22 protein-coding genes and 1 other RNA gene are annotated in these 22,420 nt (G+C 72.5%); 21 read left to right on the plus strand and 2 right to left on the minus strand.

The window, feature by feature from the left end:
• Positions 1–2: 2 nt before the first annotated feature.
• The 7 genes from IE168_RS12205 (at position 3) to thiL (ending at position 5,727) form a co-directional block, all read left to right on the plus strand.
• Positions 3–722: a DUF4272 domain-containing protein gene (locus tag IE168_RS12205; RefSeq protein ID WP_189498617.1), complete on the plus strand. Its 720-nt coding sequence runs from the start codon at positions 3–5 to the stop codon at positions 720–722.
• Positions 722–1,840, plus strand: a complete 1,119-nt coding sequence (gene ribD, locus IE168_RS12210; protein ID WP_189498619.1) for a bifunctional diaminohydroxyphosphoribosylaminopyrimidine deaminase/5-amino-6-(5-phosphoribosylamino)uracil reductase RibD — start codon at positions 722–724, stop codon at positions 1,838–1,840. The genes IE168_RS12205 and ribD overlap by 1 nt, the downstream gene beginning before the upstream one ends.
• A 7-nt stretch (positions 1,841–1,847) precedes the next feature.
• Entirely contained in the window at positions 1,848–2,441 is a 594-nt protein-coding gene (locus IE168_RS12215) for a riboflavin synthase (protein WP_189498622.1), read from the plus strand.
• Positions 2,442–2,579: 138 nt separating this feature from the next.
• On the plus strand, positions 2,580–3,740 hold the full coding sequence (gene ribB, locus IE168_RS12220) for a 3,4-dihydroxy-2-butanone-4-phosphate synthase (RefSeq protein ID WP_189498624.1): 1,161 nt from the start codon (positions 2,580–2,582) through the stop codon (positions 3,738–3,740).
• Between the two features lie 79 nt (positions 3,741–3,819).
• Positions 3,820–4,287 carry a 6,7-dimethyl-8-ribityllumazine synthase gene (gene ribH, locus IE168_RS12225; protein WP_189498626.1) on the plus strand — a complete coding sequence of 156 codons (468 nt, stop codon included), beginning with the start codon at positions 3,820–3,822 and terminating at the stop codon, positions 4,285–4,287.
• Positions 4,284–4,754, plus strand: coding sequence for a transcription antitermination factor NusB (gene nusB, locus IE168_RS12230; protein WP_189498628.1), 471 nt, complete (start codon positions 4,284–4,286; stop codon positions 4,752–4,754). Before ribH ends, nusB begins: the two co-directional genes overlap by 4 nt.
• 16 nt (positions 4,755–4,770) lie before the next feature.
• Positions 4,771–5,727: a thiamine-phosphate kinase gene (gene thiL / locus IE168_RS12235; RefSeq protein WP_189498630.1), complete on the plus strand. Its 957-nt coding sequence runs from the start codon at positions 4,771–4,773 to the stop codon at positions 5,725–5,727.
• Positions 5,728–5,738: 11 nt separating this feature from the next.
• Here the strand turns inward: thiL and IE168_RS12240 are convergent, their stop codons facing one another.
• Together IE168_RS12240 and IE168_RS12245 are read right to left on the minus strand one after the other, a co-directional pair.
• Positions 5,739–6,110, minus strand: coding sequence for a YraN family protein (locus IE168_RS12240; RefSeq protein ID WP_189498632.1), 372 nt, complete (start codon positions 6,108–6,110; stop codon positions 5,739–5,741).
• Positions 6,107–7,288, minus strand: a complete 1,182-nt coding sequence (locus IE168_RS12245) for a penicillin-binding protein activator (protein WP_189498635.1) — start codon at positions 7,286–7,288, stop codon at positions 6,107–6,109. The genes IE168_RS12240 and IE168_RS12245 overlap by 4 nt, the downstream gene beginning before the upstream one ends.
• Positions 7,289–7,347: 59 nt before the next feature.
• Between IE168_RS12245 and rsmI the strand changes: the two genes are divergently transcribed.
• From rsmI to ftsA, 14 genes are all read left to right on the plus strand, one after another.
• On the plus strand, positions 7,348–8,172 hold the full coding sequence (gene rsmI / locus IE168_RS12250) for a 16S rRNA (cytidine(1402)-2'-O)-methyltransferase (RefSeq protein ID WP_189498637.1): 825 nt from the start codon (positions 7,348–7,350) through the stop codon (positions 8,170–8,172).
• 89 nt (positions 8,173–8,261) lie between these two features.
• Positions 8,262–8,615: RNase P RNA component class A (gene rnpB / locus IE168_RS12255), an RNA gene on the plus strand.
• A gap of 619 nt (positions 8,616–9,234) precedes the next feature.
• The gene (locus IE168_RS12260; protein WP_189498639.1) at positions 9,235–9,681 is read left to right on the plus strand and encodes a division/cell wall cluster transcriptional repressor MraZ; all 447 of its coding nucleotides are present in this window, start codon (positions 9,235–9,237) and stop codon (positions 9,679–9,681) included.
• A 56-nt stretch (positions 9,682–9,737) separates the two neighbouring features.
• Positions 9,738–10,634 carry a 16S rRNA (cytosine(1402)-N(4))-methyltransferase RsmH gene (gene rsmH, locus IE168_RS12265; protein ID WP_189498720.1) on the plus strand — a complete coding sequence of 299 codons (897 nt, stop codon included), beginning with the start codon at positions 9,738–9,740 and terminating at the stop codon, positions 10,632–10,634.
• Positions 10,631–10,894: a cell division protein FtsL gene (gene ftsL / locus IE168_RS12270; protein ID WP_189498641.1), complete on the plus strand. Its 264-nt coding sequence runs from the start codon at positions 10,631–10,633 to the stop codon at positions 10,892–10,894. Before rsmH ends, ftsL begins: the two co-directional genes overlap by 4 nt.
• The gene (locus IE168_RS12275) at positions 10,891–12,705 is read left to right on the plus strand and encodes a peptidoglycan D,D-transpeptidase FtsI family protein (protein ID WP_189498643.1); all 1,815 of its coding nucleotides are present in this window, start codon (positions 10,891–10,893) and stop codon (positions 12,703–12,705) included. The genes ftsL and IE168_RS12275 overlap by 4 nt, the downstream gene beginning before the upstream one ends.
• Entirely contained in the window at positions 12,702–14,177 is a 1,476-nt protein-coding gene (locus tag IE168_RS12280) for a UDP-N-acetylmuramoyl-L-alanyl-D-glutamate--2,6-diaminopimelate ligase (RefSeq protein WP_189498645.1), read from the plus strand. The genes IE168_RS12275 and IE168_RS12280 overlap by 4 nt, the downstream gene beginning before the upstream one ends.
• Positions 14,174–15,703, plus strand: coding sequence for a UDP-N-acetylmuramoyl-tripeptide--D-alanyl-D-alanine ligase (locus IE168_RS12285; RefSeq protein ID WP_189498647.1), 1,530 nt, complete (start codon positions 14,174–14,176; stop codon positions 15,701–15,703). Before IE168_RS12280 ends, IE168_RS12285 begins: the two co-directional genes overlap by 4 nt.
• On the plus strand, positions 15,693–16,778 hold the full coding sequence (gene mraY / locus IE168_RS12290; RefSeq protein ID WP_189498649.1) for a phospho-N-acetylmuramoyl-pentapeptide-transferase: 1,086 nt from the start codon (positions 15,693–15,695) through the stop codon (positions 16,776–16,778). The genes IE168_RS12285 and mraY overlap by 11 nt, the downstream gene beginning before the upstream one ends.
• On the plus strand, positions 16,778–18,088 hold the full coding sequence (ftsW, locus tag IE168_RS12295) for a putative lipid II flippase FtsW (RefSeq protein ID WP_189498651.1): 1,311 nt from the start codon (positions 16,778–16,780) through the stop codon (positions 18,086–18,088). The genes mraY and ftsW overlap by 1 nt, the downstream gene beginning before the upstream one ends.
• Positions 18,085–19,539: a UDP-N-acetylmuramate--L-alanine ligase gene (murC, locus tag IE168_RS12300; protein WP_189498654.1), complete on the plus strand. Its 1,455-nt coding sequence runs from the start codon at positions 18,085–18,087 to the stop codon at positions 19,537–19,539. The genes ftsW and murC overlap by 4 nt, the downstream gene beginning before the upstream one ends.
• The gene (locus IE168_RS12305) at positions 19,536–20,474 is read left to right on the plus strand and encodes a D-alanine--D-alanine ligase (protein ID WP_189498655.1); all 939 of its coding nucleotides are present in this window, start codon (positions 19,536–19,538) and stop codon (positions 20,472–20,474) included. The genes murC and IE168_RS12305 overlap by 4 nt, the downstream gene beginning before the upstream one ends.
• Entirely contained in the window at positions 20,471–21,178 is a 708-nt protein-coding gene (locus IE168_RS12310) for a cell division protein FtsQ/DivIB (protein ID WP_189498657.1), read from the plus strand. The genes IE168_RS12305 and IE168_RS12310 overlap by 4 nt, the downstream gene beginning before the upstream one ends.
• A complete protein-coding gene (ftsA, locus tag IE168_RS12315; protein ID WP_189498659.1) occupies positions 21,175–22,410 on the plus strand; it encodes a cell division protein FtsA in 1,236 nt (411 codons plus the stop codon). Before IE168_RS12310 ends, ftsA begins: the two co-directional genes overlap by 4 nt.
• The last annotated feature ends 10 nt before the right edge of the window (positions 22,411–22,420 follow it).

Here is a 22,420-nt window from a genome sequence, read left to right on the forward strand (position 1 = left end):
CGATGAGCGGGCCGGGCGAGCCAGGGCGTCATTCGAGGCCGCAGGCGCACGAGGTGCTGTGCCGCGCCCTGGTGCTGTTCAGCGTGGCCGCGCGCGCCGCGATGGAGGCCGATGCCGCGCGCCGCGATGCCGCGGACTGGCAGGTGCGGATGCTGGCGTGGCTGGAGCGCACCGGGCTGGACCGGGCGCTGGAGCCGGACGAGGCCCGCCTGCTGCAGGCGCCCCCCGGCAGCCTGGGCGACGCCGACGTCCGCGACGCGAGCTGGCGTGCCGAAGGCGTGTACGTGCTGGCCTGGGCGCTGGGCGCGCATCCGCCGCTGGCGCATGACCGGCTGGCCGATCCGAACGAACTCGCCGGCCCGCTGCGCTTCCTCGACGACGCGGCGCTGGACGGCGAGGAGGCCCCCAGCCTGCGCGCCGAGCACGAGGTCGACGGCTTCCTGGCGCGCCAGCTGGCCGTGCACTGGCGCCTGCGCGAATACTCGCTGCGCCCGGGACCGATGGACTTCGCCGCGGTCGTCGCCAGCGGCGGCTGGGCGCGCCTGGACATCGATGCCGCCGCGCTCCTCGACGGCGACCTCGCCATCGACGGCGACACCATCGATTGCGCCGAGCCCGACGCGATCGCCCGCTGCACCAGCATCGCCAGCGAGCGCCATCGCGCCGCGAGCTGGCTGGCCGGTGCCGACCCCGTCTACTCCAGAGTGGAAAACATCACCTGATGCAGGGCCATTCCGAAACCGACCACGTGATGATGGCGCGCGCGCTGCGGCTGGCCGAGCGCGGCGCCTGGACCACGAAGCCCAACCCGATGGTGGGCTGCGTGCTGGCCCACGGCAGCGACGTGGTGGGCGAGGGCTGGCACCAGCGCCAGGGCGGGCCGCATGCCGAAGTGTTCGCGCTCGAGGCCGCGGGCGACCGCGCGCGCGGCGCCACCGCCTACGTCACGCTGGAACCCTGCGCGCACACCGGCCGCACCGGGCCGTGCGCCGATGCGCTGGTCGCCGCGGGCGTGTCGCGGGTGGTCGCGGCCATGCGTGATCCCTTCCCGCAGGTCGATGGCAGCGGCTTCGAACGCCTGCGCGCCGCCGGCATCGAGGTCTCGCACGGCCTGATGGAAGCGGCTGCGCAGGCGCTCAACCGCGGCTACGTCTCGCGCGTGGTGCGCGGCCGGCCGTGGCTGCGGGTGAAGCTGGCGATGAGCCTGGACGGCCATACCGCGCTGGCCAGCGGCGAGTCGAAGTGGATCAGCGGCGAGGCCTCGCGCCGCGACGTGATGCGCTGGCGCGCGCGGGCCGGGGCGCTGCTGACCGGCTCCGGCACGGTGATGGCCGACGACCCGCAGCTGACCGTGCGCCTGGACGACGACGCGGACTTCGTGCCGCCGCTGCGCGTGGTGCTCGATCCCGGCCTGGCCACGGTCGCGCGCGGCCGCGTGCGCGAGGGCGATGCGCCCACGCTGTACGTGCACGCCGCCAACGCCAAGCCGCCGCGGGAACTCGGCAGCGACCGGGTCGCGGTGCCGGCGCAGGGCAACGCGCTCGACCTGCACGCCGTGCTGCGGATGCTGGCCGAGCGCGGCATCAACGAGGTGCAGGTCGAGGCCGGCGCCACGCTCGCCGGTGCGTTCATGCGCGCCGGGCTGGTCGACGAGGTGCTGCTGTACATGGCGCCGGTGCTGCTGGGCGCGCAGGCGCGTCCGCTGTTCGCCGGCCTCGACATCCACGACATGACGCAGCGGATGGCGCTGCGGATCGAAGACATCGTCAGCGTCGGAGACGACCTGCGCCTGCGCCTGGTGCCCGCGCAGCCGTCGGGCGACGCCGGCGCGGCAGGATAGGACGGCCATGTTCACCGGAATCATCGAAGCCGTCGGCCGCCTGGCCGGCACTGAAGCCCGCGGCGGCGACGCGCGCCTGCGCATCCACGTCGGCACGCTGCCCTTCGCCGACGCGAAGCTTGGCGAAAGCGTCGCGGTCAACGGCGTCTGCCTGACCGTGGTCGCGTTCGACGCGGAGCACTTCGAGGCCGACGCCTCCAACGAGACCCTGGCATTGACCACGCTGGGCGGCCTGCGCGAGGGCGCGCCGCTCAACCTCGAGCGCGCGATGCTGCCCACCGACCGCCTCGGCGGCCATCTGGTCAGCGGCCACGTCGACGGCGTCGGCCGCGTGCTCGAGGCGCGCGAGGACGCGCGTGCGCAGCGCTGGCGCTTCGCGATGCCGCCGGCGCTGGCGAAGTACGTGGCGCAGAAGGGTTCGATCTGCGTCGATGGCGTCAGCCTCACCGTCAATGCCGTGGACGATGCCGCCTTCGAGGTCGCGCTGGTGCCGCACACGGTCGCGCACACCGCGTTTTCCGCCACGCGCGTGGGTGATCCGGTGAACCTCGAGGTGGATCTGGTTGCGCGCTATCTGGAGCGGTTGCGCAGCGTATCGTGAAGGGCGCCGCCGTCTTTGCCTCCCAAGCGGAGCGGTTGTGGCTGCGGACGGTCTGTTGGCAGGGCTGGTCGCAGCTGTAGCTGCTCCTACGGAACAAGCTCCACGTTCTTTCCCGAATTCAACAGGTTGCAGCCCGCCATGCCCTTTGCCCCCATCCCCGAACTGCTCGAAGAGCTCCGCGCCGGCCGCATGGTCGTCATCGTCGACGACGAGGACCGCGAGAACGAAGGCGACCTGATCATGGCCGCCGAGCTCGTGCGCCCGGCCGACATCAACTTCATGGTCACCCACGCCCGCGGCCTGGTCTGCCTGTCGCTGACGCGCGAGCGCTGCGCGCAGCTCGGGCTGCCGCCGATGGTGCAGTCGAACACGTCCTCGCACCACACCAACTTCACCGTCTCGATCGAGGCCGCCGAGGGCGTCACCACCGGCATCTCGGCCTACGACCGCGCGCACACCATCCGCACCGCGGTGCGGCCGAACGCGGTGCCGTCCGACCTCGCGCAGCCGGGCCACATCTTCCCGCTCACCGCGCAGCCCGGCGGCGTGCTGGCGCGCGCCGGCCACACCGAGGCCGCGGCCGACCTGGCGATGATGGCCGGGCTGGAGCCGGCCGGCGTGCTGGTCGAGATCCTCAACCCCGACGGCACCATGGCGCGACGCCCGGAACTGGAGGTGTTCGCGCGCGAGCACGGGCTGAAGATGGGCTCGATCGAGGCCCTGATCCGCCACCGGCTGGAGACCGAGCACACGGTGGAGCGCGTGGACAGCCGCGACATCGAGACCGAGCACGGGCCGTTCCGCCTGCACACCTACCAAGACCGTCTTGGCCATGCGCTGCACTTCGCGCTGGTCCGCGGCGAACCGGACGCGGACACGCCGACGCTGGTGCGCGTGCAGGTGCGCAACGCGCTGGCCGACGTGCTGCGCTGGTGCCGCCCGGACTTCGGCCCGGCGGTGGGCGAGGTGCTGCAGCGGATCGCCGCCGAAGGTCGCGGCGCGCTGGTGCTGCTCGACGGCGGGCAGACGCCCGACGCGCTGCTGGCGCGCCTGCGCGCCGCGGACGAAGCGCCCGCAGCTGGCGCGACCACCGGGGACGGCCGCGGCGGAAGCGGCGCAACGTCCGCCCCCGCGCGTGACGGCGCGCTGGCGGAATGGCGGCGCAACGGCGCCGGCAGCCAGATCCTCGCCGACCTCGGCCTGGGTAAGCTGCGGGTGATGGGCACCGCGCGCAAGCAGGTGGGCCTGGCCGGCTTCGGCCTCGAAGTCGTCGAATACCTCGAGCCGGGCGCAGCCTGAACCGGCCGAATCGCTGGCTGCGGCGGGGGACCCGCGCGGGCTGACCGGCTAGAATGCGCTCCTCCCCAAGGAACACGCCATGACCCATCACGAAGGCGACCTGCACGCGCCCGGAGGCGCGCGCTTCGCGATCATCGCCAGCCGCTGGAATCCGCGCATCGTCGACGCGCTGGTGGCCGCCGCACGCGCCACCTTCGAGCGCAACGGCGTTCCCGCCGACGCCGTCGACGTCATCCGCGTGCCCGGCGCCTGGGAGATCCCGATGGTCGCCGCGCGCCTGGCCGGTGGCGGCGCGCATGCCGCGATCGTGGCCCTGGGCTGCGTGGTGCGCGGCGACACCCGCCACTTCGAGCACGTCGCCGACAGCTGCGCCGAGGGCCTGGCCCGGGTCCAGCTCGAGCGTGGCATCCCGGTGGCCAACGGCGTGCTCGCGGTCGACGACATGGCCGACGCCGAGAACCGCGCCGGTGGCAGCCACGGCAACAAGGGCGAAGAATGCGCCCTGGTCGCGATCGAGATGGCCAACCTGCTGGCGCAGCTGCCATGAGGCCGCAGAAGGGCGGCGGCCGCAGCGGCGGCATCGACACCGTCGGGCGCTCGCGCTCGCGGCGGCGCGCGCTGCAGGCGGTGTATGCGATGCAGCTCTCGGGCGTGGATGCGCGCAACGCGATCGCCCAGTTCGCGCACGAACAGGCGCACGAAGTCGCCGACCTCGAGTACTTCGAGGACCTGGTGCGCGGCGTGGAGACCCACCGCCGCGACCTCGACGCCGCCCTGCAGCCGTTCCTCGACCGCCCGATCGCCGAGGTCGACCCGATCGAGCGCGCGATGCTGCGCATCGCCGCCTACGAGCTGCGCCACCGCATCGACGTGCCCTACCGGGTGGTGATCGACGAGGCGCTGAAGACGGTCAAGCGCTTCGGCTCCGAGCACGGCCACACCTACGTCAACGGCGTGCTCGACCACGCGGCCGTCGAGTGGCGCGCGGCCGAAGTGCAGTCCGCGCGCGGCTGAGCCCGCGCCCGCCGGCATGGCCGAGTTCGGGCTGATCGATCGCATCCGCGCCCGCGCCGCGCAGGTGCGCGACGACGTCGTCCTCGGCATCGGCGACGATGCCGCCCTGCTGCAGCCGCCTCCGGGCATGCAGCTGGTGGTGTCGATGGACACCCTCAACGACGGGGTGCACTTCCCGGCCGGTACCGGCGCGGCGCTGGTCGGCTGGAAGGCGCTGGCGGTGAACCTGTCCGACCTCGCGGCGATGGGCGCGGAGCCGGCGTGGTGCACGCTGTCGCTGTCGCTGCCCGACGGCGACCCGGCCTGGGTCGACGGCTTCCTCGACGGCTTCCTGGCCCTGGCCGCGGAGCATCGCGTCGCGCTCGTCGGCGGCGACACCACCCGCGGCCCGCTGTCGGTTTCCATCGCCGTGCACGGGCTGGTCGATCCGGGGCGCGCGCTGCGCCGCGACGGCGCGCGCGTCGGCGACGCGGTGTGGGTGAGCGGCGGCCTGGGCGCCGCGGCCGCCGCGCTCGCCCAGTGGCGCGGGGGCGGTGCGGTCGATCAGGACCTGCGCGAACGCCTCGACCGGCCATGTCCGCGCGTGCGCCTGGGGCGTGCGCTCGCGGGCGTGGCCACGGCCTGCATCGACGTCTCGGACGGCCTCCTCGCCGACCTCGGCCACGTCTGCGCCGCGAGCGGGGTCGGCGCCGTGCTCGACCTCGACGCGCTGCCGGGCGCCGGGCGGCTGCGGGCGCACTTCGACGCCGATGCCGTGCGCAGGCTGCAGGCCACCGGCGGCGATGATTACGAACTGTGCTTCACGCTGCCGGCGGGCGCCGACGCGGTGGCCCTGGCCGCCGCGGGCGCAGCGGCCACCGGCATCGAGGTCACGCGCATTGGCACCGTGGTCGCGGGGCAGGGCGTGCAGGCGCTGGATCGCGACGGCCGGCCATGGCGACCGGCCAGCGCGGGGCACGACCACTTCGCCTGACCCGGCGCGGCTCAGGCCTCGTCGAGGCGGAACGCATCCCGGTACCAGGTGAAATCCGGGGCCTCGGGGTCACCGGTCGCGTCCACCACGTCGAAGCGGCAGATGTCCTCCGCCAGCGCGGGATGCTGCAGCAGGAACAGCTGCGCCGCGCGCACGATCTTCCGGCGCTTGCCGCGGTCGACCGATTCCGCGCCGCCGCCGTAGCCGTCGCTGGCGCGGTAGCGCACCTCGACGAACACCAGGGTGTCGCCGTCGCGCATCACCAGGTCGAGTTCGCCCAGCCGGTAGCCGGCGTTGGCAGCGACGTCGGACAGCCCCGCGCGCAGCAGGTGCGTGCGCGCCGCGGCTTCCACGCCGGCACCGCGCCGGCGCGCGTCGTTCAACGGCCGGCGCCGGCCAGCGGCACCACGTGGCCGCCGCTGAAGGTCGACCAGGCGGGCGTGCGCAGCACGTGGCCGTCGGGGCTCATGCGCAGCACGCCGCTGGCGCTCGACACCGAGGCGTCGGCGCCGGTCGCCAGGTGGCCCAGGTAGGCCGACAGCAGCCAGCTGTCGTAGCCGAAGGCGAACAGGCGCGCCGCGGGGCCGCGCGCCGTGGGCAGCGCATCGGCGACGCCGCGCGCCGCCGGCAGCCCCGGGACACGGGACACCGTCCACGCGTCGGAAGGGAAGGCGATGCCGTCCAGGGCCGCGTCCTCCTCCGGCTTGCCGGTGCCCGACAGCAGCTGCGAGGTCGCCACGCGCGGGCGGCCCGCCAGCCCGGCCGCAGAGATCTGCGCCGCGGCCAGCCGCGCCTGCGGCCCGCGCAGCGCGATGAACACCGCGTCCACGCCGCCTTCGGCCTGCACCGCCGCCTGCATCGGACCGATGAGGTCCGGCGGCGTGTCGCCGACCACCGCCAGCAGCTGCGCCACGCCGCCGCCGAGCTCCTGCAGGCGCGCCGACAGCGCGTCGATGCTGCGGCGCGCGTTGTCGTCGCCCGAACTCAGCACCAGCACCCGCTTCGCGCCGCGCGACGCCAGGAAGTCGGCAGCCGCGCGGCCTTCGTCCTCCGGTGCCAGCGCATAGCTGGCGCTGTTCACCGGCGGGGCACCGGCGCGGTTGAGCGCCAGCACCGGCACCGTGACCGTGGCCTGCTGGAACACCGCATCGACCTCGTCGCGGCCGAGCGGGCCCAGCACCTGGTCCGCGCCTTCGGCCACCGCGCGCTGGTAGGCGGCCACGGCGCCGTAGCCCGTGCCCTGGGTGTCGTAGAACTCGAGGTCGGGGCGGCGGCGCTGCTCGCCGTAATACCCCGCCAGCAGGCCGTCGCGAACCGGGCCGGCGGCCGTGGCCAGGCTGCCGGTCAGCGGCAGCAGCACCGCGAGCTTGCGCGGGGGGCGGTAGCCGTCGCGCTCGGCGGGCGGGCGGTCGCCGGCATCGAACTGCCAGTGGCCGGTCGCCACGGGCTCCGGCGCGCTGTCGGGCACCTCCGTCGGCCGCGTCACCTGCACGGTCGAGCACCCGGCAATCGCCAAGGCAAGGAGGGTGGCGGCGAAGGCCTGCTTCCAGGGATGGCGCATTCTGTGCGTTCCGGCTGCGAGAATGCCCCGGATTCTACCGCCAGCCCCGCAAGGACACGATGCAGCCTTCCGCCGGAACCCTCCACGTCGTCGCCACGCCGATCGGCAACCTCGCCGACCTGTCGCCGCGGGCGCTGGAGACGCTGCGCAGCGTGGCCGCGGTCTGCGCCGAGGACACCCGCCACACGCGGCAACTGCTGGCGCACTTCGGCGTCGAGCGGCCGCTGCTGGCGCTGCACGAACACAACGAGGCCGAGCTTGCGCAGACGCTGGTCGCGCGCCTCGCCGCCGGCGAGTCCCTGGCCCTGGTCTCCGACGCCGGCACGCCGCTGGTGAGCGATCCCGGGTTCCGCCTGGTGCGCGCCGCGCGCGAGGCCGGCATCCGGGTGAGCCCGGTGCCGGGGCCGAGCGCGCTCATCGCCGCGCTCAGCGTGGCCGGCCTGCCCAGCGACCGCTTCGCCTTCGAGGGCTTCCTGCCGGCGAAGGCCGGCGCGCGCCGCGATCGCCTCGCCGCGCTCGCCGGCGAGCCGCGCACGCTGGTGTTCTACGAGTCATCGCACCGCATCGCCGACACCCTGGCCGACTGCGTGGCGGCCTTCGGCGGCGAGCGTCCCGCGGTGCTGGCGCGCGAGCTGACCAAGCTGTTCGAGACCGTGCTCGACGGCGACCTGTCGACGCTGCAGGCGCGGGTCGAGGCCGATGCCAACCAGCGCAAGGGCGAGTTCGTGCTGCTGGTGCAGGGCGCAAGCGAGGATGCCGATGCGCGCATTGCCGAAGGCCGCCGCGTCTACGCGCTGCTGGCCGCCGAGTTGAAGCCGTCACTGGCGGCGAAGCTGGCCGCGGAGATCACCGGGGCGCCGCGCAAGGCGCTGTACGGCGGCTAGTCGTAGGGCGGCACCTGGTTCAGTCGTTTCGGGGCGGCTTCGCCGGCGTTGCGGGAGAAGGATGCGTTGCGTGCGACAATGCGCGCGGCGGAGCCGGCCAGACAGTCGCGTCACTCTTCGGAGTGCCGAGGAAAGTCCGGGCTCCACAGGGCACGGTGCCAGGTAACGCCTGGGCGGCGCGAGCCGACGGAAAGTGCAACAGAGAGCAGACCGCCGAACGGCTCCTCCGGGAGCGCGTGGCAAGGGTGAAACGGTGCGGTAAGAGCGCACCGCGAGTCCGGCAACGGACCGGCACGGCAAACCCCACCGGGAGCAAGGCCAAATAGGGACCTCATGACGCGGCCCGCGTCGGGTCCGGGTAGGTTGCTTGAGCGTATCGGTGACGATGCGCCTAGAGGAATGACTGTCCACGACAGAACCCGGCTTATCGGCCGGCTCCGCCACCTCTTTCTTTCTCCGACCGCCCCGGCGTGGGCGGGAGGCCCTTGTGGCGAATGTCCCCCGGCGGCACGGGTGCCGTCGCCATTCCGATCTTGGCGGGCCTACCGCCCATGCCGGGGCTGCTTTCCCGTGATTCCAAGTGCCCCAACCCGGCGCGCTGATGGCCAGTCCGCAACCGCCGCTCAGCAACGGTTCGCCTCGGCCCCTGCGTTCCCCTCCAGCCTGCGGCGGCGGTTGGGGCGGGGCGTGGTTGCCCTGGGGTGCGAAATCAAGGAGGAGGCGGCCGAGGAGTGGGGAAGGGCTGCGGAAACCGGCCGCCGGGGGACATTCGCACCCGAGGGCAACCACGCCCCGCCGTGCCGTGAGCCCCCACATGAAAACCATGTGAAGAAAGTCACGATTCTCACAATCTGAGACGAATCATAAGCTTGTGGATAAAGCTTGAACAAGTCTCTCAAGTTCGCCGCAAGTCATTGACCGGACTGGCGAAAATTCCCCACAGGACCTGTTGACAAGGCTGAGGGGCACTCCTAAGGTGGTGCCGTGTGGGAAGACCGGGAATATCGTGGTTTTCCAGCGCATGAAGCCCGCCGCAGACGGGCATGGAGTGGGCAGGCAAACGTGTTGCAGGGCGAGACCGCCATCACGATCGACGACAAGGGACGGCTGGCGATTCCGACCGGCTACCGGGACATCGTCGCGTCCGATTTCGGCAACCGCCTGGTCATCACCTACAACCCGTTCGAGCGCGGCGCACTCTGGATCTATCCGCATGCCACCTGGGAAGGCGTGCGCGACAGCGTCAACAAGCTGTCCCGCCTGAAGGCCAGCAACCGCGCCATGCAGCTGAAGCTGGTGGGCGCGGCATCGGTGGTCGAGCCCGACGGCAATGGCCGCATTCCGATCCCGGCCAGCATGCGCAACGCACTCGGCATCGAGAAGAAGGCCGTGCTGCTGGGCATGGGCGACAGGTTCGAACTCTGGAGCGAGCAGGCACATCGCGCGCAGATCGAAACGCCGCTGGGCGACGACGATCTCGGCGACGACCTGGTCGGGCTGCAGCTGTGACGGTGGGTGCCGCGGATGCCCGCTCCGCGCACCTTCCGGTCTTGTTCAAGCAGGTCATGGAAGGGCTGCGCGTGCGTGAGGACGGGACGTACCTGGATGGCACCTTCGGCCGCGGCGGCCACGCGCGCGGCGTGCTGCAGACGCTGGGGAGTGGAGGCCGGCTGCTGGTGATGGACAAGGATCCCGACGCCATCGCGGTCGCCGAACGCGAGTTCGGCGCGGACCCGCGCGTCTCGATCTTCCGCGGCAGCTTCGCCGCACTTGGCCGTTGGGACGCCGCCGCGTCCGGGCTCGACGGCGTGCTGTTCGACCTCGGCGTGTCCTCGCCCCAGCTCGACGTCGCAGAGCGCGGCTTCAGCTTCGGCAAGGACGGCCCGCTGGACATGCGCATGGACCCCGACTCCGGCGAGAGCGCGGCCGAGTGGCTGGCGCGCTCCTCCGCCGACGAGATCGCGGACGTGCTGTGGACCTACGGCGAGGAGCGCATGAGCCGCCGCATCGCGCGCGCCATCGTCGAGCGCCGCGCCGCGACGCCGCTGCTGCGCACCGGCCAGCTCGCCGAGCTGATCGCCTCGGTGATGCCGCGCCCCAAGGCGGGCCGCCACGAGATCCATCCGGCCACCCGCTCGTTCCAGGCCATCCGCATCCATGTCAACCAGGAGCTCGCCGACCTGGAGACCGGGCTTGCGGCCGCGCACGATGCGCTGCGCCCGGGCGGCCGGCTGGCGGTGATCAGCTTCCACTCGCTGGAGGACCGCATCGCCAAGCGCTTCATCGCCGCGCGCGCGAAACCGCCGGCCGGCAACCGCCGCCTGCCCGAGGCCGCGCCCTTCGTGCCGAGCCTGCGGGAAGTCGGTGGCGCCGTCCGTGCCGATGCCGACGAGCTGGCCGCCAATCCGCGCGCGCGCAGCGCGGTGCTGCGCGTGGCCGAGAAGCTGGAGGCCGCGGCATGACCCGTTTCCTCGTCATCGTGCTGCTGGCCGCCAACGTCATTTCCGGCATCGGCGTGGTGCAGGCGCGCCACCAGCACCGCCAGCTGTTCGTCGAGCTGACCCGGCTGGTGGACGAGCGCGACGAGCTCAACATCGACTTCGGCCGCCTGCAGCTGGAGCAGGCCACCTGGGCCGAGGCCCACCGCGTCGACCAGGTCGCGCGCGCGCGCCTGGGCATGAAGTTCCCCGAGGCCGGCGAAATCGTGGTGGTGCAGCCATGAAGTTCCGTCGCGACCGCAACGGCACCGTCAGGCCCCGCGGCCGCGCGCAGTTCGACCTGCGCGGGCGGCTGAAGCTGATCGTCGGCGTGCTCGGCGCCTGCGGCGTCATCCTGGTGGCGCGCGCGGTCGACCTGCAGCTGGTCGACAACGCCTACTACCAGCAGAAGGCCGATTCGCGCTTCCTGCGCGAGATCCCGATCCCGACCTCGCGCGGCATGATCACCGACCGCAACGGCGAGCCGCTGGCGGTGTCGTCGCCGGTGGACAGCGTCTGGGGCAATCCGCAGGAGCTGCTCAAGCATCCCGACCGTCTGCCGGAGCTGGCCGAAGCCCTGGGCGTGCCGCTCGACCATCTCGAGCGCCGGCTGGCGCAGCGCGCGGACAAGGAATTCGTCTACCTCAAGCGCCGCATCAATCCCAGCGAGGCCGAGGCGATCCTGGCGCACAAGGTGCCCGGCGTGTTCTCGCAGCGCGAGTTCCGCCGCTTCTATCCGCAGGGCGAGGCACTGGCGCACGTGCTCGGCTTCACCAACATCGACGACGCCGGCCAGGAGGGCGTGGAGCTCGCCTTCGACGAATGGCTGCGCGGCACGCCCGGCGCGCAGAAGGTGATCCGCGACCGCCGCGGCCGCATCGTCGAGAACGTCGACCTGGTGCGCGCCGCGCAGCCGGGCAAGGACCTGACGCTCAGCATCGACCGCCGCGTGCAGTACCTCGCGCACCGCGAACTGCGCGCCACGCTCGAGCGCACCGGCGCCAGCGCGGGCTCGGCCGTGGTGATGGACATCGCCACCGGCGAGATCCTCGCCATGGCCAACCTGCCCACCTACAACCCGAACGCGGTCACCGGCGAGCACCGCGATGCGCGCCGCAACCGTTCGGTCACCGACCTGATCGAGCCGGGCTCGACGATCAAGCCCATCACCGTGGCCGCGGGCCTTTCGGCGGGCGTGATCACGCCGCACACCATCTTCGACACCAACCCGGGCTGGATCCCCAACGGCCGCTACCGCACCACCGACCACCGCAACCTCGGCGTGCTCGACACCACGGGCGTGATCACCAAGAGCTCGAACATCGGCACCTCGCGGATCGTCGAGAAGCTCGACAACGCCTACTTCCACGACTACCTCGCCAGCCTGGGCTTCGGCCGCAGCACCGGCAGCGGCTTCCCCGGCGAAGCCTCGGGCCTGCTGCCGCCGGCGGCCAACTGGAGCGGCACCAGCAAGCAGACCATGAGCTATGGCTATGGACTGTCGGTCACGCCGCTGCAGATCGCGCGCGCCTACGCCACGCTGGCCAACCACGGCCGCGCGGTGCGCCCGACCCTGGTCAAGGGCCAGCACGAGGAGCCCGAGCAGGTGATGGACGCCGGCGTGGCCGACACCGTGCTGAAGATGATGCAGACGGTCACTGAGCCCGGCGGCACCGCGATCCAGGCCGCGATCCCGGGCTACCACGTGGCCGGCAAGACCGGCACCGCGCGCAAGGCGTCCGGAGGTGGCTACTCGCGCCGCTACGTCTCGTTCTTCGCCGGCGTGGTGCCGGTGGAGCACCCGCGCTTCTCGATGGTGGTGGTGATCGACGACCCGGATCCGGCCAAGGGCATCTACGGCGGCGCCGTGGCCGGCCCGGTGTTCCAGAAGACCATGGACGGCGCGCTGCGCCTGATGGACGTGCCGCCGGACGACATCGAGACCTGGCTGGCCGAGCAGGCGAAGCAGCAGGAAAAGGAGCGCGCGCGCACTGCGCCGCGCCAGGCCGCCGCAAGCACGGCGTCGACCGCCGCGACGACCGGAGGCCGACCGTGAGCCGCCGCATGCGCCTGCGCGAACTGCTGCCCGACGTGGCCGGCGTGCCGGACGCGCTCGAGGTGTCGGGCCTGGTGCTCGACAGCCGCCAGGTGCGCGCGGGCGACGGTTTTGTCGCCATCGGCGGCTTCGGCACGCACGGGCTTCACTTCGCCGCGCAGGCGCTGGCCGACGGCGCCGCGGCCGTGATGTACGAGCCGCCGGTGCCGGCAGGCGTGCCCGCGCCGCCCGCCGGCGCGATCGCCGTGCCCGGGCTGCGTGCGCGCATGGGCGCGATGGCCGACGCCTTCCACGGCCGGCCCTCGGCCGCGATGGCGACGGTCGCGGTGACCGGCACCAACGGCAAGACCTCCACCGTGCAGCTGCTGGCGCAGGCCTGGGAGCTGCTCGGCCGCCGCGCCGCCACCATCGGCACGCTGGGCGCGGGCCTCCACGGCGACGTGCGCCCGACCGGCTTCACCACGCCGCTGGTGCTGCAGGTGCATGAGCTGCTCGCGCAGCTGCGCGACGCCGGCGCGCAGGCGGTGGCGATGGAGACCAGTTCGCATGCGCTCGACCAGGGCCGCGTGGACGCGGTGCATTTCCAGGTCGGCGTGTTCACCAACCTCACCCGCGACCACCTCGACTACCACGGCGACATGGCGACCTACGGCGCCGCCAAGGAGCGCCTGTTCGCGGTGCCGGGCCTGGAGGCCGCGGTGGTCAACATCGACGACGGCTTCGGCCGTGCGCTGTTCGCGCGCCTGCCGGCCGGGCTGCGCCGCATCGGCACCAGCGCGCGCGGCGACGCCGACGCCGAGGTCGCCGCGTCCGGCGTCATGCTCGACGCGGCCGGCATCGCCTTCGACCTGCGCGTGGGCGCGGACACACTGCCCGTGCGCTCGCCGCTGCTGGGCGGCTTCAACGTCGAGAACCTGCTGGCGGTGGCCGGCGTGCTGCACGCGCAGGGCGTCGATGCCGCCGGCATCGCGCGCGCGCTGGCCAGGCTGGAGCCGATCGCCGGCCGCATGAACCGCCTCGGCGGCCACGATGGCCTGCCGCTGGTGGTGGTCGACTACTCGCACACCCCTGACGCCCTGGTGCAGGCGCTGGCGAGCGTGCGCGCGCACGCGGCCGGCCGCATCACCTGCGTGTTCGGCTGCGGCGGCGAGCGCGACCGCGGCAAGCGCCCCGAGATGGCTGCTGCGGCCGAGCAGGGCGCCGACGCCGTGGTGGTGACCGACGACAACCCGCGCGCCGAGGACGGCAACGCCATCGTCGCCGACATCATGGCGGGCTTCAGCGATGCGTCCCGGGTCACGGTCGAGCGCGACCGCGCCGCGGCCATCACGCGCGCCATTGGCGCCGCCGGCCCCGGCGACATCGTGCTGGTCGCCGGCAAGGGCCACGAGCCCTACCAGGAGATCGACGGCGTGCGCCATCCCTTCGACGACCGCGACGTGGCGCAGCGCGCCCTCGGAGGCCGGGCATGAAGCCGATCGCGCTCTCGCGGATCGCACAGGCCTGCAACGGCCGCCTGCACGGCGACGACGTCGTGGTCGACGCGGTCGTGAGTGACAGCCGCACGCTGGCCCCGGTGGGCGCGCCGCTGTTCGTCGCGATCGCCGGCGAGAATTTCGACGGCCACGCGCACGTCGCCGCGGCCGCCGCCAGTGGCGCAGCGGCGGCGCTGGTGTCGCGCGTGGTCGACGCACCGCTGCCCCAGGTCGTGGTCGGCGATACCGTCGAAGCGCTGGGTTCGCTCGCGCGGACGCTGCAGGCCGCGCGCGTGGCGCAGTCGGTGGTCGCCATCACCGGCAGCAACGGCAAGACCAGCGTCAAGGAGCTCACGCTCTCGATCCTCCGCCGGTTCGCCTCCGTGGTCGCCAGCCCCGGCAACCGCAACAACGAGATCGGCCTGCCTCTGGCGATCATCGATGCCGACGACGCGGCGCGCTTCGCGGTGTACGAGATGGGCGCCGGCAAGCCGGGCGACATCGCCTATCTCGCGGGCATCGCCTCGCCGCGCGTGGCGCTGGTCAACAACATCGCGCCGGCGCATCTCGAGCGCATGGGAACCATCGCCAATGTCGCCGGCGTCAAGGGCGCGATCTACGACGCGCTGCCGGCCGACGGCACCGCGGTGGTCAATGCCGACGACGCGTTCGCCTCGTTCTTCGCCGAGCGCGCGCACGGCCGCCGGATCCTCCGCTTCGGCTTCGGGCCGCGCGCCGACGTGCGCGTGCGCGACCTCGTGCTGCGCGAGGATGGCAGCGACTTCGTGCTGGAGACGCCGGCAGGCGAGGCCGCCGTGTCGCTGGCGCTGCCCGGACGGCACAACGTCGCCAATGCCATGGCGGCGGCGGCACTGGCTCTGGCCTGCGACGCGCCGCTGGCTGCGATCGCCGAGGGGCTCACTCTGGCGCGGCCGGTGCAGGGCCGCCTGGTGCGCCACCGCCTGCCGGGCGCGTGGCTGGTGGACGACAGCTACAACGCCAATCCGGGCTCGCTGGCCGCGGCCATCGACACCCTGGCCACGGCCAGCGGCGGTGGCTGGCTGGTGCTGGGCGACATGCGCGAGCTGGGCGACGAAGCACAAGCGCTGCACGCGGCCGCCGGCCGCCGCGCGCGCGAGGCTGGCGTGGCGCGGCTGTTCGCGCTGGGCGCGCTGGCGGCGAAGGCGGCGGAGGCCTTTGGCGAAGGCGGCGAAGTGTTCGCGTCGCACGAAGCGCTGGCCGCTGCTGTGGGAGCGGCTATAGCCGCGATCGCCGTGCCGCGGATGCCGGCTGCCGACGATGCCCCGGTCGCGGCTGTAGCCGCTCCTACAGGGGCAGTTCGTCCGGCCGCAGGGGCAGGTGGACCGGCCACGGAGGCAGATCGTCCGGCCGCAGGGGCAGGTCGATCGGGCGCAGAGGCGGTCGCGCCGGTGCCCACGGTGCTGGTGAAGGGTTCGCGCGGCAGCGCGATGGATCGCGTGGTCCGCGCGCTTCTTGAAGGAGTCGACACCGATGCTGCTTGAACTCACCCGCTGGCTGCAGCAGCTCGAAGGCCTGTTCGGCCTGTTCGGCTACCTGACCTTCCGCGGCATCCTCGCGGCCCTGACCTCGCTGGCGCTGTCGCTGTGGTGGGGCCCGGCGGTGATCCGCAAGCTCGCCCAGTACAAGGGCGGCCAGCCGATCCGCCAGGACGGCCCGCAGACGCACTTCTCCAAGGCCGGCACGCCGACCATGGGCGGCGGCCTGATCCTGATCACGGTGCTGGCCGCGGTGCTGCTGTGGGGCGACCTGCGCAACAAGTATGTGTGGGTGGTGCTGGCGGTGATGGTGGCCTTCGGCGCCATCGGCTGGTGGGACGACTGGATCAAGATCGTCAAGCGCGACCCCAACGGCATGCGCTCGCGCACCAAGTACGCGCTGCAGTCGCTGTTCGGGCTCGCGGTCGGCCTGTTCCTGTGGTTCAGCGCCGACACGCCGGTGGCGACCACCTTCTACATCCCGTTCTTCAAGGCGGTGGCGCTGCCGCTGGCGGGCGTTTCGTTCGTGGCGATCGCCTACTTCTGGATCGTCGGCTTCTCCAATGCGGTGAACCTGACCGACGGCCTCGACGGCCTGGCGATCATGCCCACGGTGCTGGTGGCCTGCGCGCTGGGCGTGTTCGCCTATGCCTCGGGCCACGCGCAGTTCGCCGAATACCTGCAGATCCCGCGCGTGCCCGGGGCCGGCGAGCTGGTGATCATCTGCGCCGCAATCGCGGGCGCGGGCCTGGGCTTCCTGTGGTTCAACACCTATCCGGCGATGGTGTTCATGGGCGACATCGGCGCGCTGGCGCTGGGCGCGGTGCTCGGCACCATCGCCGTGATCGTGCGCCAGGAACTCGTGCTGGTGGTGATGGGCGGCATCTTCGTCATCGAGACGCTGTCGGTGATGATCCAGGTGGCCAGCTTCAAGCTCACCGGCAAGCGCGTGTTCCGCATGGCGCCCATCCACCACCACTTCGAGCTAAAAGGCTGGCCGGAGCCGCGCGTGATCGTGCGCTTCTGGATCATCTCCGTGATCCTCGTGCTGGTCGGGCTGGCCACGTTGAAGGTGCGCTGATGGACAGGACCCACGACCGCAGCCGCCAGGCCGTCCGCCTCGAGTCCATCGGCGGCCACTACGACCCGTGGATGCTCGGCGCCGCGCTGGCGCTGGCCGCGCTCGGCATCGTCATGGTCGGCTCCAGCTCGATCGCCATCGGCGAGGAGCTGGGCGTGGGCCAGCACTATTTCCTGGTCCGCCACGTGGTGTTCATGGGCCTGGGTGGCGTGCTCGCGTTCATGGCCATGCGCCTGGAGCTCAAGACCGTCGAACGCTACGACCGGCTGCTGCTGCTGGGCTGCTTCCTTGCGCTGCTGGCGGTGTTCATCCCCGGCCTGGGCAGCAGCGTCAACGGCGCACAGCGCTGGATCAACCTCGGCGTCTCCAAGTTCCAGGCGGTCGAGGCGGTCAAGGTGATGTACATCGTCTGGCTGGCCAGCTACCTGGTGCGCTTCCGCGACGAGGTCAACGCCACCTGGGGGGCAATGCTCAAGCCCTTGGGCGTGGCCGTGGTGCTGATGGCGATGCTGGCTTTCCAGCCGGACTTCGGCTCGCTGGCGCTGCTGCTGGCGATCACCGCCGGCATGCTCCTGCTCGGCGGCGGGCACATCAAGCGCATGGCCGCGCCGGCATTCGTGCTGCTGCCGCTGCTGGTCGTGGTCGCCATCGCCGAGCCTTACCGCATGCGGCGCCTGACCTCGTTCATGGACCCCTTCGCCGATCCCTTCAACAGCGGCTACCAGCTCGCCAACGCGCTGATGGCGGTGGGCCGCGGCGAGTTCTGGGGCGTGGGCCTGGGCGCCTCGATCCAGAAGCTCAACTACCTGCCGGAAGCGCACACCGACTTCATCTTCGCGGTGATCGCCGAGGAGCTGGGCTTCGTCGGCGTCTGCCTGGTGATCGGCCTGTATGCACTGCTGGTGGGCCGCGTCTTCCTGGTCGGCCTGCGCTGCGTGGACATGCGCCGCCACTTCGCCGGCTACATCGCCTTCGGCATCGGGCTGTGGCTGGGCATGCAGGCGCTGGTCTCGATCGGCGTGAACCTGGGCGTGCTGCCGACCAAGGGCCTGACCCTGCCGCTGGTGTCGTCGGGCGGCTCCAGCGTGATGATGACCTGCGCGGCCGTCGGCCTGCTGCTGCGCGTGTCCTACGAGCTCGACCGCACCCAGCGCCAGGTCGCGCGCCTGCGCGGCGAGGGCGGCGCGCCCCCCGTGACCCCGGCCCCGATGCCGTCCACCACCCAGCCCGTGCCGTCGCTGGCCGCGCGCGGCACCAGCCGCCTGCGCCAGCGCATCGAACCCAGGCTCAGCCCCGGAGCACAGGCATGATCCGTCGCCTCCACGACACCCACGGCGTGCCGATGGCCGACTTCGCGCGGCGGCACTCGCGCGTGCACTTCATCGGCATCGGCGGCACCGGCATGAGCGGCATCGCCGAAGTGCTGTGCACGCTGGGCTACCAGGTGTCGGGCTCGGACATGGCCGACAGTGCGGTCACGCGCCGACTTGCCGCCCTCGGCGCCACCGTGCACCGTGGCCACGCCGCCGCGAACGTGCTGGGTACCGACTGCGTGGTGGTGTCGAGCGCGATCCGGCCCGACAACCCCGAGCTGATGGAGGCGCGCGCGCAGCGCATCCCGGTGGTGCCGCGCGCCGAGATGCTGGCCGAGCTGATGCGCTTCCGCCGCGGCGTGGCCGTTGCCGGCACGCACGGCAAGACCACCACCACCTCGCTGCTGGCAAGCGTGCTGGCCGAGGGCGGCCTCGATCCGACCTTCGTCATCGGCGGCAAGCTGCTGGCCGCCGGCGCCAACGCGCGCCTGGGCGGCGGCGACTGGCTGGTGGCCGAGGCCGACGAGAGCGACGGCAGCTTCCTGCGCCTGAACCCGCTGGTGGCCATCGTCACCAACATCGACGTCGACCACCTGGAGAACTACGGCGGCGACTTCGCGCGCGTGCAGCAGGCCTTCTCCGAATTCCTGCACCGGCTGCCGTTCTACGGCCTGGCGGTGCTGTGCATCGACGATCCCGAGGTCGCGGCGCTGGCCGGTGCGGTGTCGCGCCATGTCATGACCTACGGCTTCCATGCCGACGCCGACGTGCGCGCCGAGAACGTGCGCCAGGACGGCCCGACCATGCACTTCGACCTCGTGCTTCCCGACGCCTCCGCCACGCCGATGGAGCTGGCGATGCCGGGCCGCCACAACGTGCAGAACGCGCTCGCCGCCGCCGCCGTGGCCTGGGAGCTGGGCGTCAAGCCCGCCGCCATCCGCGCCGCGCTGGCGAAGTTCGAGGGCGTCGGGCGCCGCTTCAACCGCCTCGCCGAGCTCACCACCGCGCGCGGCGCCACCGTGCAGCTGGTCGACGACTACGGCCACCATCCGCGCGAACTGGCCGCGGTGTTCGCCGCCGCGCGCGGCGGCTGGCCCGACAGGCGTCTGGTTGTCGCCTTCCAGCCGCACCGCTACAGCCGCACCCGCGACCTGCTCGACGACTTCGCCGGGGTGCTGTCCGACGTCGACGCGCTGGTGCTGACCGAGGTCTATCCGGCCGGCGAACAGCCGCTGCCCAACGCCGATGCGCGCGCGCTGGCGCGTGCGATCCGCGCCCGCGGCCGCATCGACCCCGTGGTCGTGAACGGCCCCGGCGATCTGCGCGAGTTGCTGCCCGACATCCTCGAGGACGGCGACCTGCTGCTGGTGATGGGCGCCGGCGACATCGGCCACGTCTCGCAGAGCCTGGCCACCGAGGGCTTCCCGGCTGCAGGAGAGGGCGCATGAGCATGTCGCTTCCACCGCCGCGCGTGACCGACCCCGCCGCCTTCGGCCGCGTGGCCGTGCTGTTGGGCGGCGACACCAGCGAGCGCGAGGTGTCGCTGGACTCCGGCGCGGGCGTGCTCGAGGCGCTGCGCTCGCGCGGCGTCGACGCACAGCCCGTCGACGGCGTGCCGGCGCTGCTGGCCGCGCTGCAGGCCGGGCGCTTCGACCGCGTCTTCAACATCCTCCACGGCGGCGCCGGCGAGAACGGCACCGTGCAGGGCCTGCTCGACGCGCTGGGCGTGCCGTACACCGGCTCGGGCGTGCTCGGCAGCGCGCTGACCATGGACAAGATCCGCACCAAGCAGGTGTGGCTGTCCGAAGGCCTGCCCACGCCGCGCTACGAGCGCCTGGCGAAGGGCGCCGACCTCCGTGCCGCGGCCGCGCGCCTGGGCTACCCGGTGTTCGTGAAGCCGTCGTCCGAAGGCTCCAGCGTCGGCGTGTTCCGCGTGCTGTCGGAGGCCGACCTCGCGCCGGCCATCGAGTTCGCCTCGCGCTACGACGGCGAGCTGCTCATGGAGCAGATGGTGCGCGGCGACGAACTGACCGTCGGCATCCTCGGCGACATCGCGCTGCCGTCGATCCGCATCGTGCCCGCGGGCGAGTGGTACGACTACCACGCCAAGTACGTCGCCGAGGACACGCAGTACCTGTGCCCGGGCCTGGACGGTGAGGACGAGGCGGCGATCCGCGACCTGGCCCTGCGCGCCTTCCGCGCCGCCGCCTGCAGCGGCTGGGGCCGGGTGGACGTGATGCGCGACCGCGAGCGCGGCCTGCAGCTGATCGAGGTGAACACCGCGCCGGGCATGACCAGCCACTCGCTGGTACCCAAGGCCGCGGCGCAGCTGGGATGCGACTACGCCGGGCTGTGCTGGCGCGTGCTGGAGCAGACGCTGTGAACGCGCTGGCCCGCATCCTCGCCTGGGCACTCGCGGTGGCGCTGGTGGCGCTGCCGGTGGTGGCCGTGGTCCAAGGCTGGATCGGCGCCGAGCGCTGGCCGCTGCGCACGCTGCGCATCAACGACAACCTGCAGCAGGTCGATCCCGACGTGGTGCGCGAGGCCGTGCTGCCCTACGCGCGGCAGGGCTTCTTCGCCGTGCGCCTGGACGAGGCCCGCGCGGCCGTCGCGCGCCTGCCCTGGGTCGAGCAGGCCGAGGTCTCCAAGCGCTGGCCGGACGTGCTCGAAGTGCGCGTCAGCGAGCACCGTCCGTATGCGCGCTGGGGCGACGAGCGCCTGCTGTCGCAGCAGGGTCGCGTGTTCCCGGCCGGCGACGTCGACGTGCCCCAGGGGCTGCCGCTGCTGCATGGTCCCGACGGCCGCGTCGAGGACGTGGTCGAGCTCTACCAGGAGGCCAGCAGCCTGTTCGCCCCGGCCGGCTACGGCGTGCGCGCGCTGCTGCTCGACAACCGCGGCAGCTGGGCGATGGTCCTCTCCAACGGCACCGAGGTGGTCATCGGCAGCCACCAGGCCCGCATCCGCATGGCGCGCTTCGCCCGGCTGCTGCCGCAGCTGCTGCAGCAGAAGCAGCTGCCGCTGTCGCGTGCCGACCTCCGATACACGAATGGCTTCGCCCTGACCTGGGCCGAGGAAAGCACTGCATGAACCGCAAAGGCGACAAGGCCCTGATCGTCGGCCTCGATATCGGCACCTCCAAGGTGGTGGCCCTGGTGGGCGAGTACTCGCCGGGCAACCCGATCGAGGTGATCGGCATCGGCAGCCACGAATCGCGCGGGCTCAAGCGCGGCGTGGTCGTGGACATCGAATCCACGGTGCAGTCGATCCAGCGCGCGATCGAGGAGGCGGAGCTGATGGCCGGCTGCGACATCCGCTCGGTCTACGCCTCGATCTCGGGCAGCCACGTGCAGTGCAAGAACTCGCCCGGCATCGTGCCGATCCGCGACGGCGAGGTCACCTGGAGCGACCTCGACCGCGTGCTCGACGCCGCCAAGGCCGTCGCCATCCCGGCGGACCAGAAGATCCTGCATGCGATCCCGCGCGAGTACGTGCTCGACGACTCGCAGGAAGGCATCCGCAATCCCGTCGGCATGACCGGCGTGCGCCTGGAGGTGCACGCGCACCTGGTGGTCTGCGCGCAGTCGGCCGCGGCCAACATCTCGAAGTGCGTGCAGCGCTGCGACCTGCAGATCGACGACCTGGTGCTGTCCTCGCTGGCCTCCAGCACCGCGGTGCTGACCAGCGACGAGCGCGAACTGGGCGTGGTGATGGTCGACATCGGCGCCGGCACGACCGATCTCGCCGTGTTCGTTCAGGGCGCGATCTGCCACACCTCAAGCCTGCCGATCGCCGGCGACAAGGTCACCGAGGACATCGCGCACATGCTGCGCACGCCCACGCCGGAAGCCGAGCAGATCAAGGTGCGCTACGCCTGCGCGCTGGCGCAGCTGGCCACCAGCGAGGAGTCGATCCAGGTGCCGTCGGTGGGCGACCGTCCGCCGCGGCGCCTGCCGCGCCAGTCGCTGGCGCAGGCCGTGCAGGCCCGCTACGAGGAGATCTTCGAGATGGTGCAGGCCGAACTGCGCCGCTCGGGCTTCGAGCAGCACGTGCGCGCCGGCATGGTGCTGACCGGCGGCGCCGCGAAGATGGAAGGCGTGGTGGAACTGGCCGAGGAAATGCTGCAGATGCCGGTGCGCGTGGGCATCCCGCAGCACGTCACCGGCCTGGGCGAAGTGGTCAACAACCCGGTGCACGCCACCGGCGTCGGCCTGCTGCTGATGGGCAGCCAGATCGAGCACCCGCGCCGCCCGGTGCTCCCCACCGGCCGCGCGGGCAGCGTGCTCAAGAAGCTCAAGACCTGGTTCCAGGGAGAGTTCTGACATGCAGGCC

Origin of the sequence: Luteimonas padinae, assembly GCF_014652935.1 — a bacterium.
In the GTDB taxonomy this organism is placed as follows: domain Bacteria; phylum Pseudomonadota; class Gammaproteobacteria; order Xanthomonadales; family Xanthomonadaceae; genus Luteimonas; species Luteimonas padinae.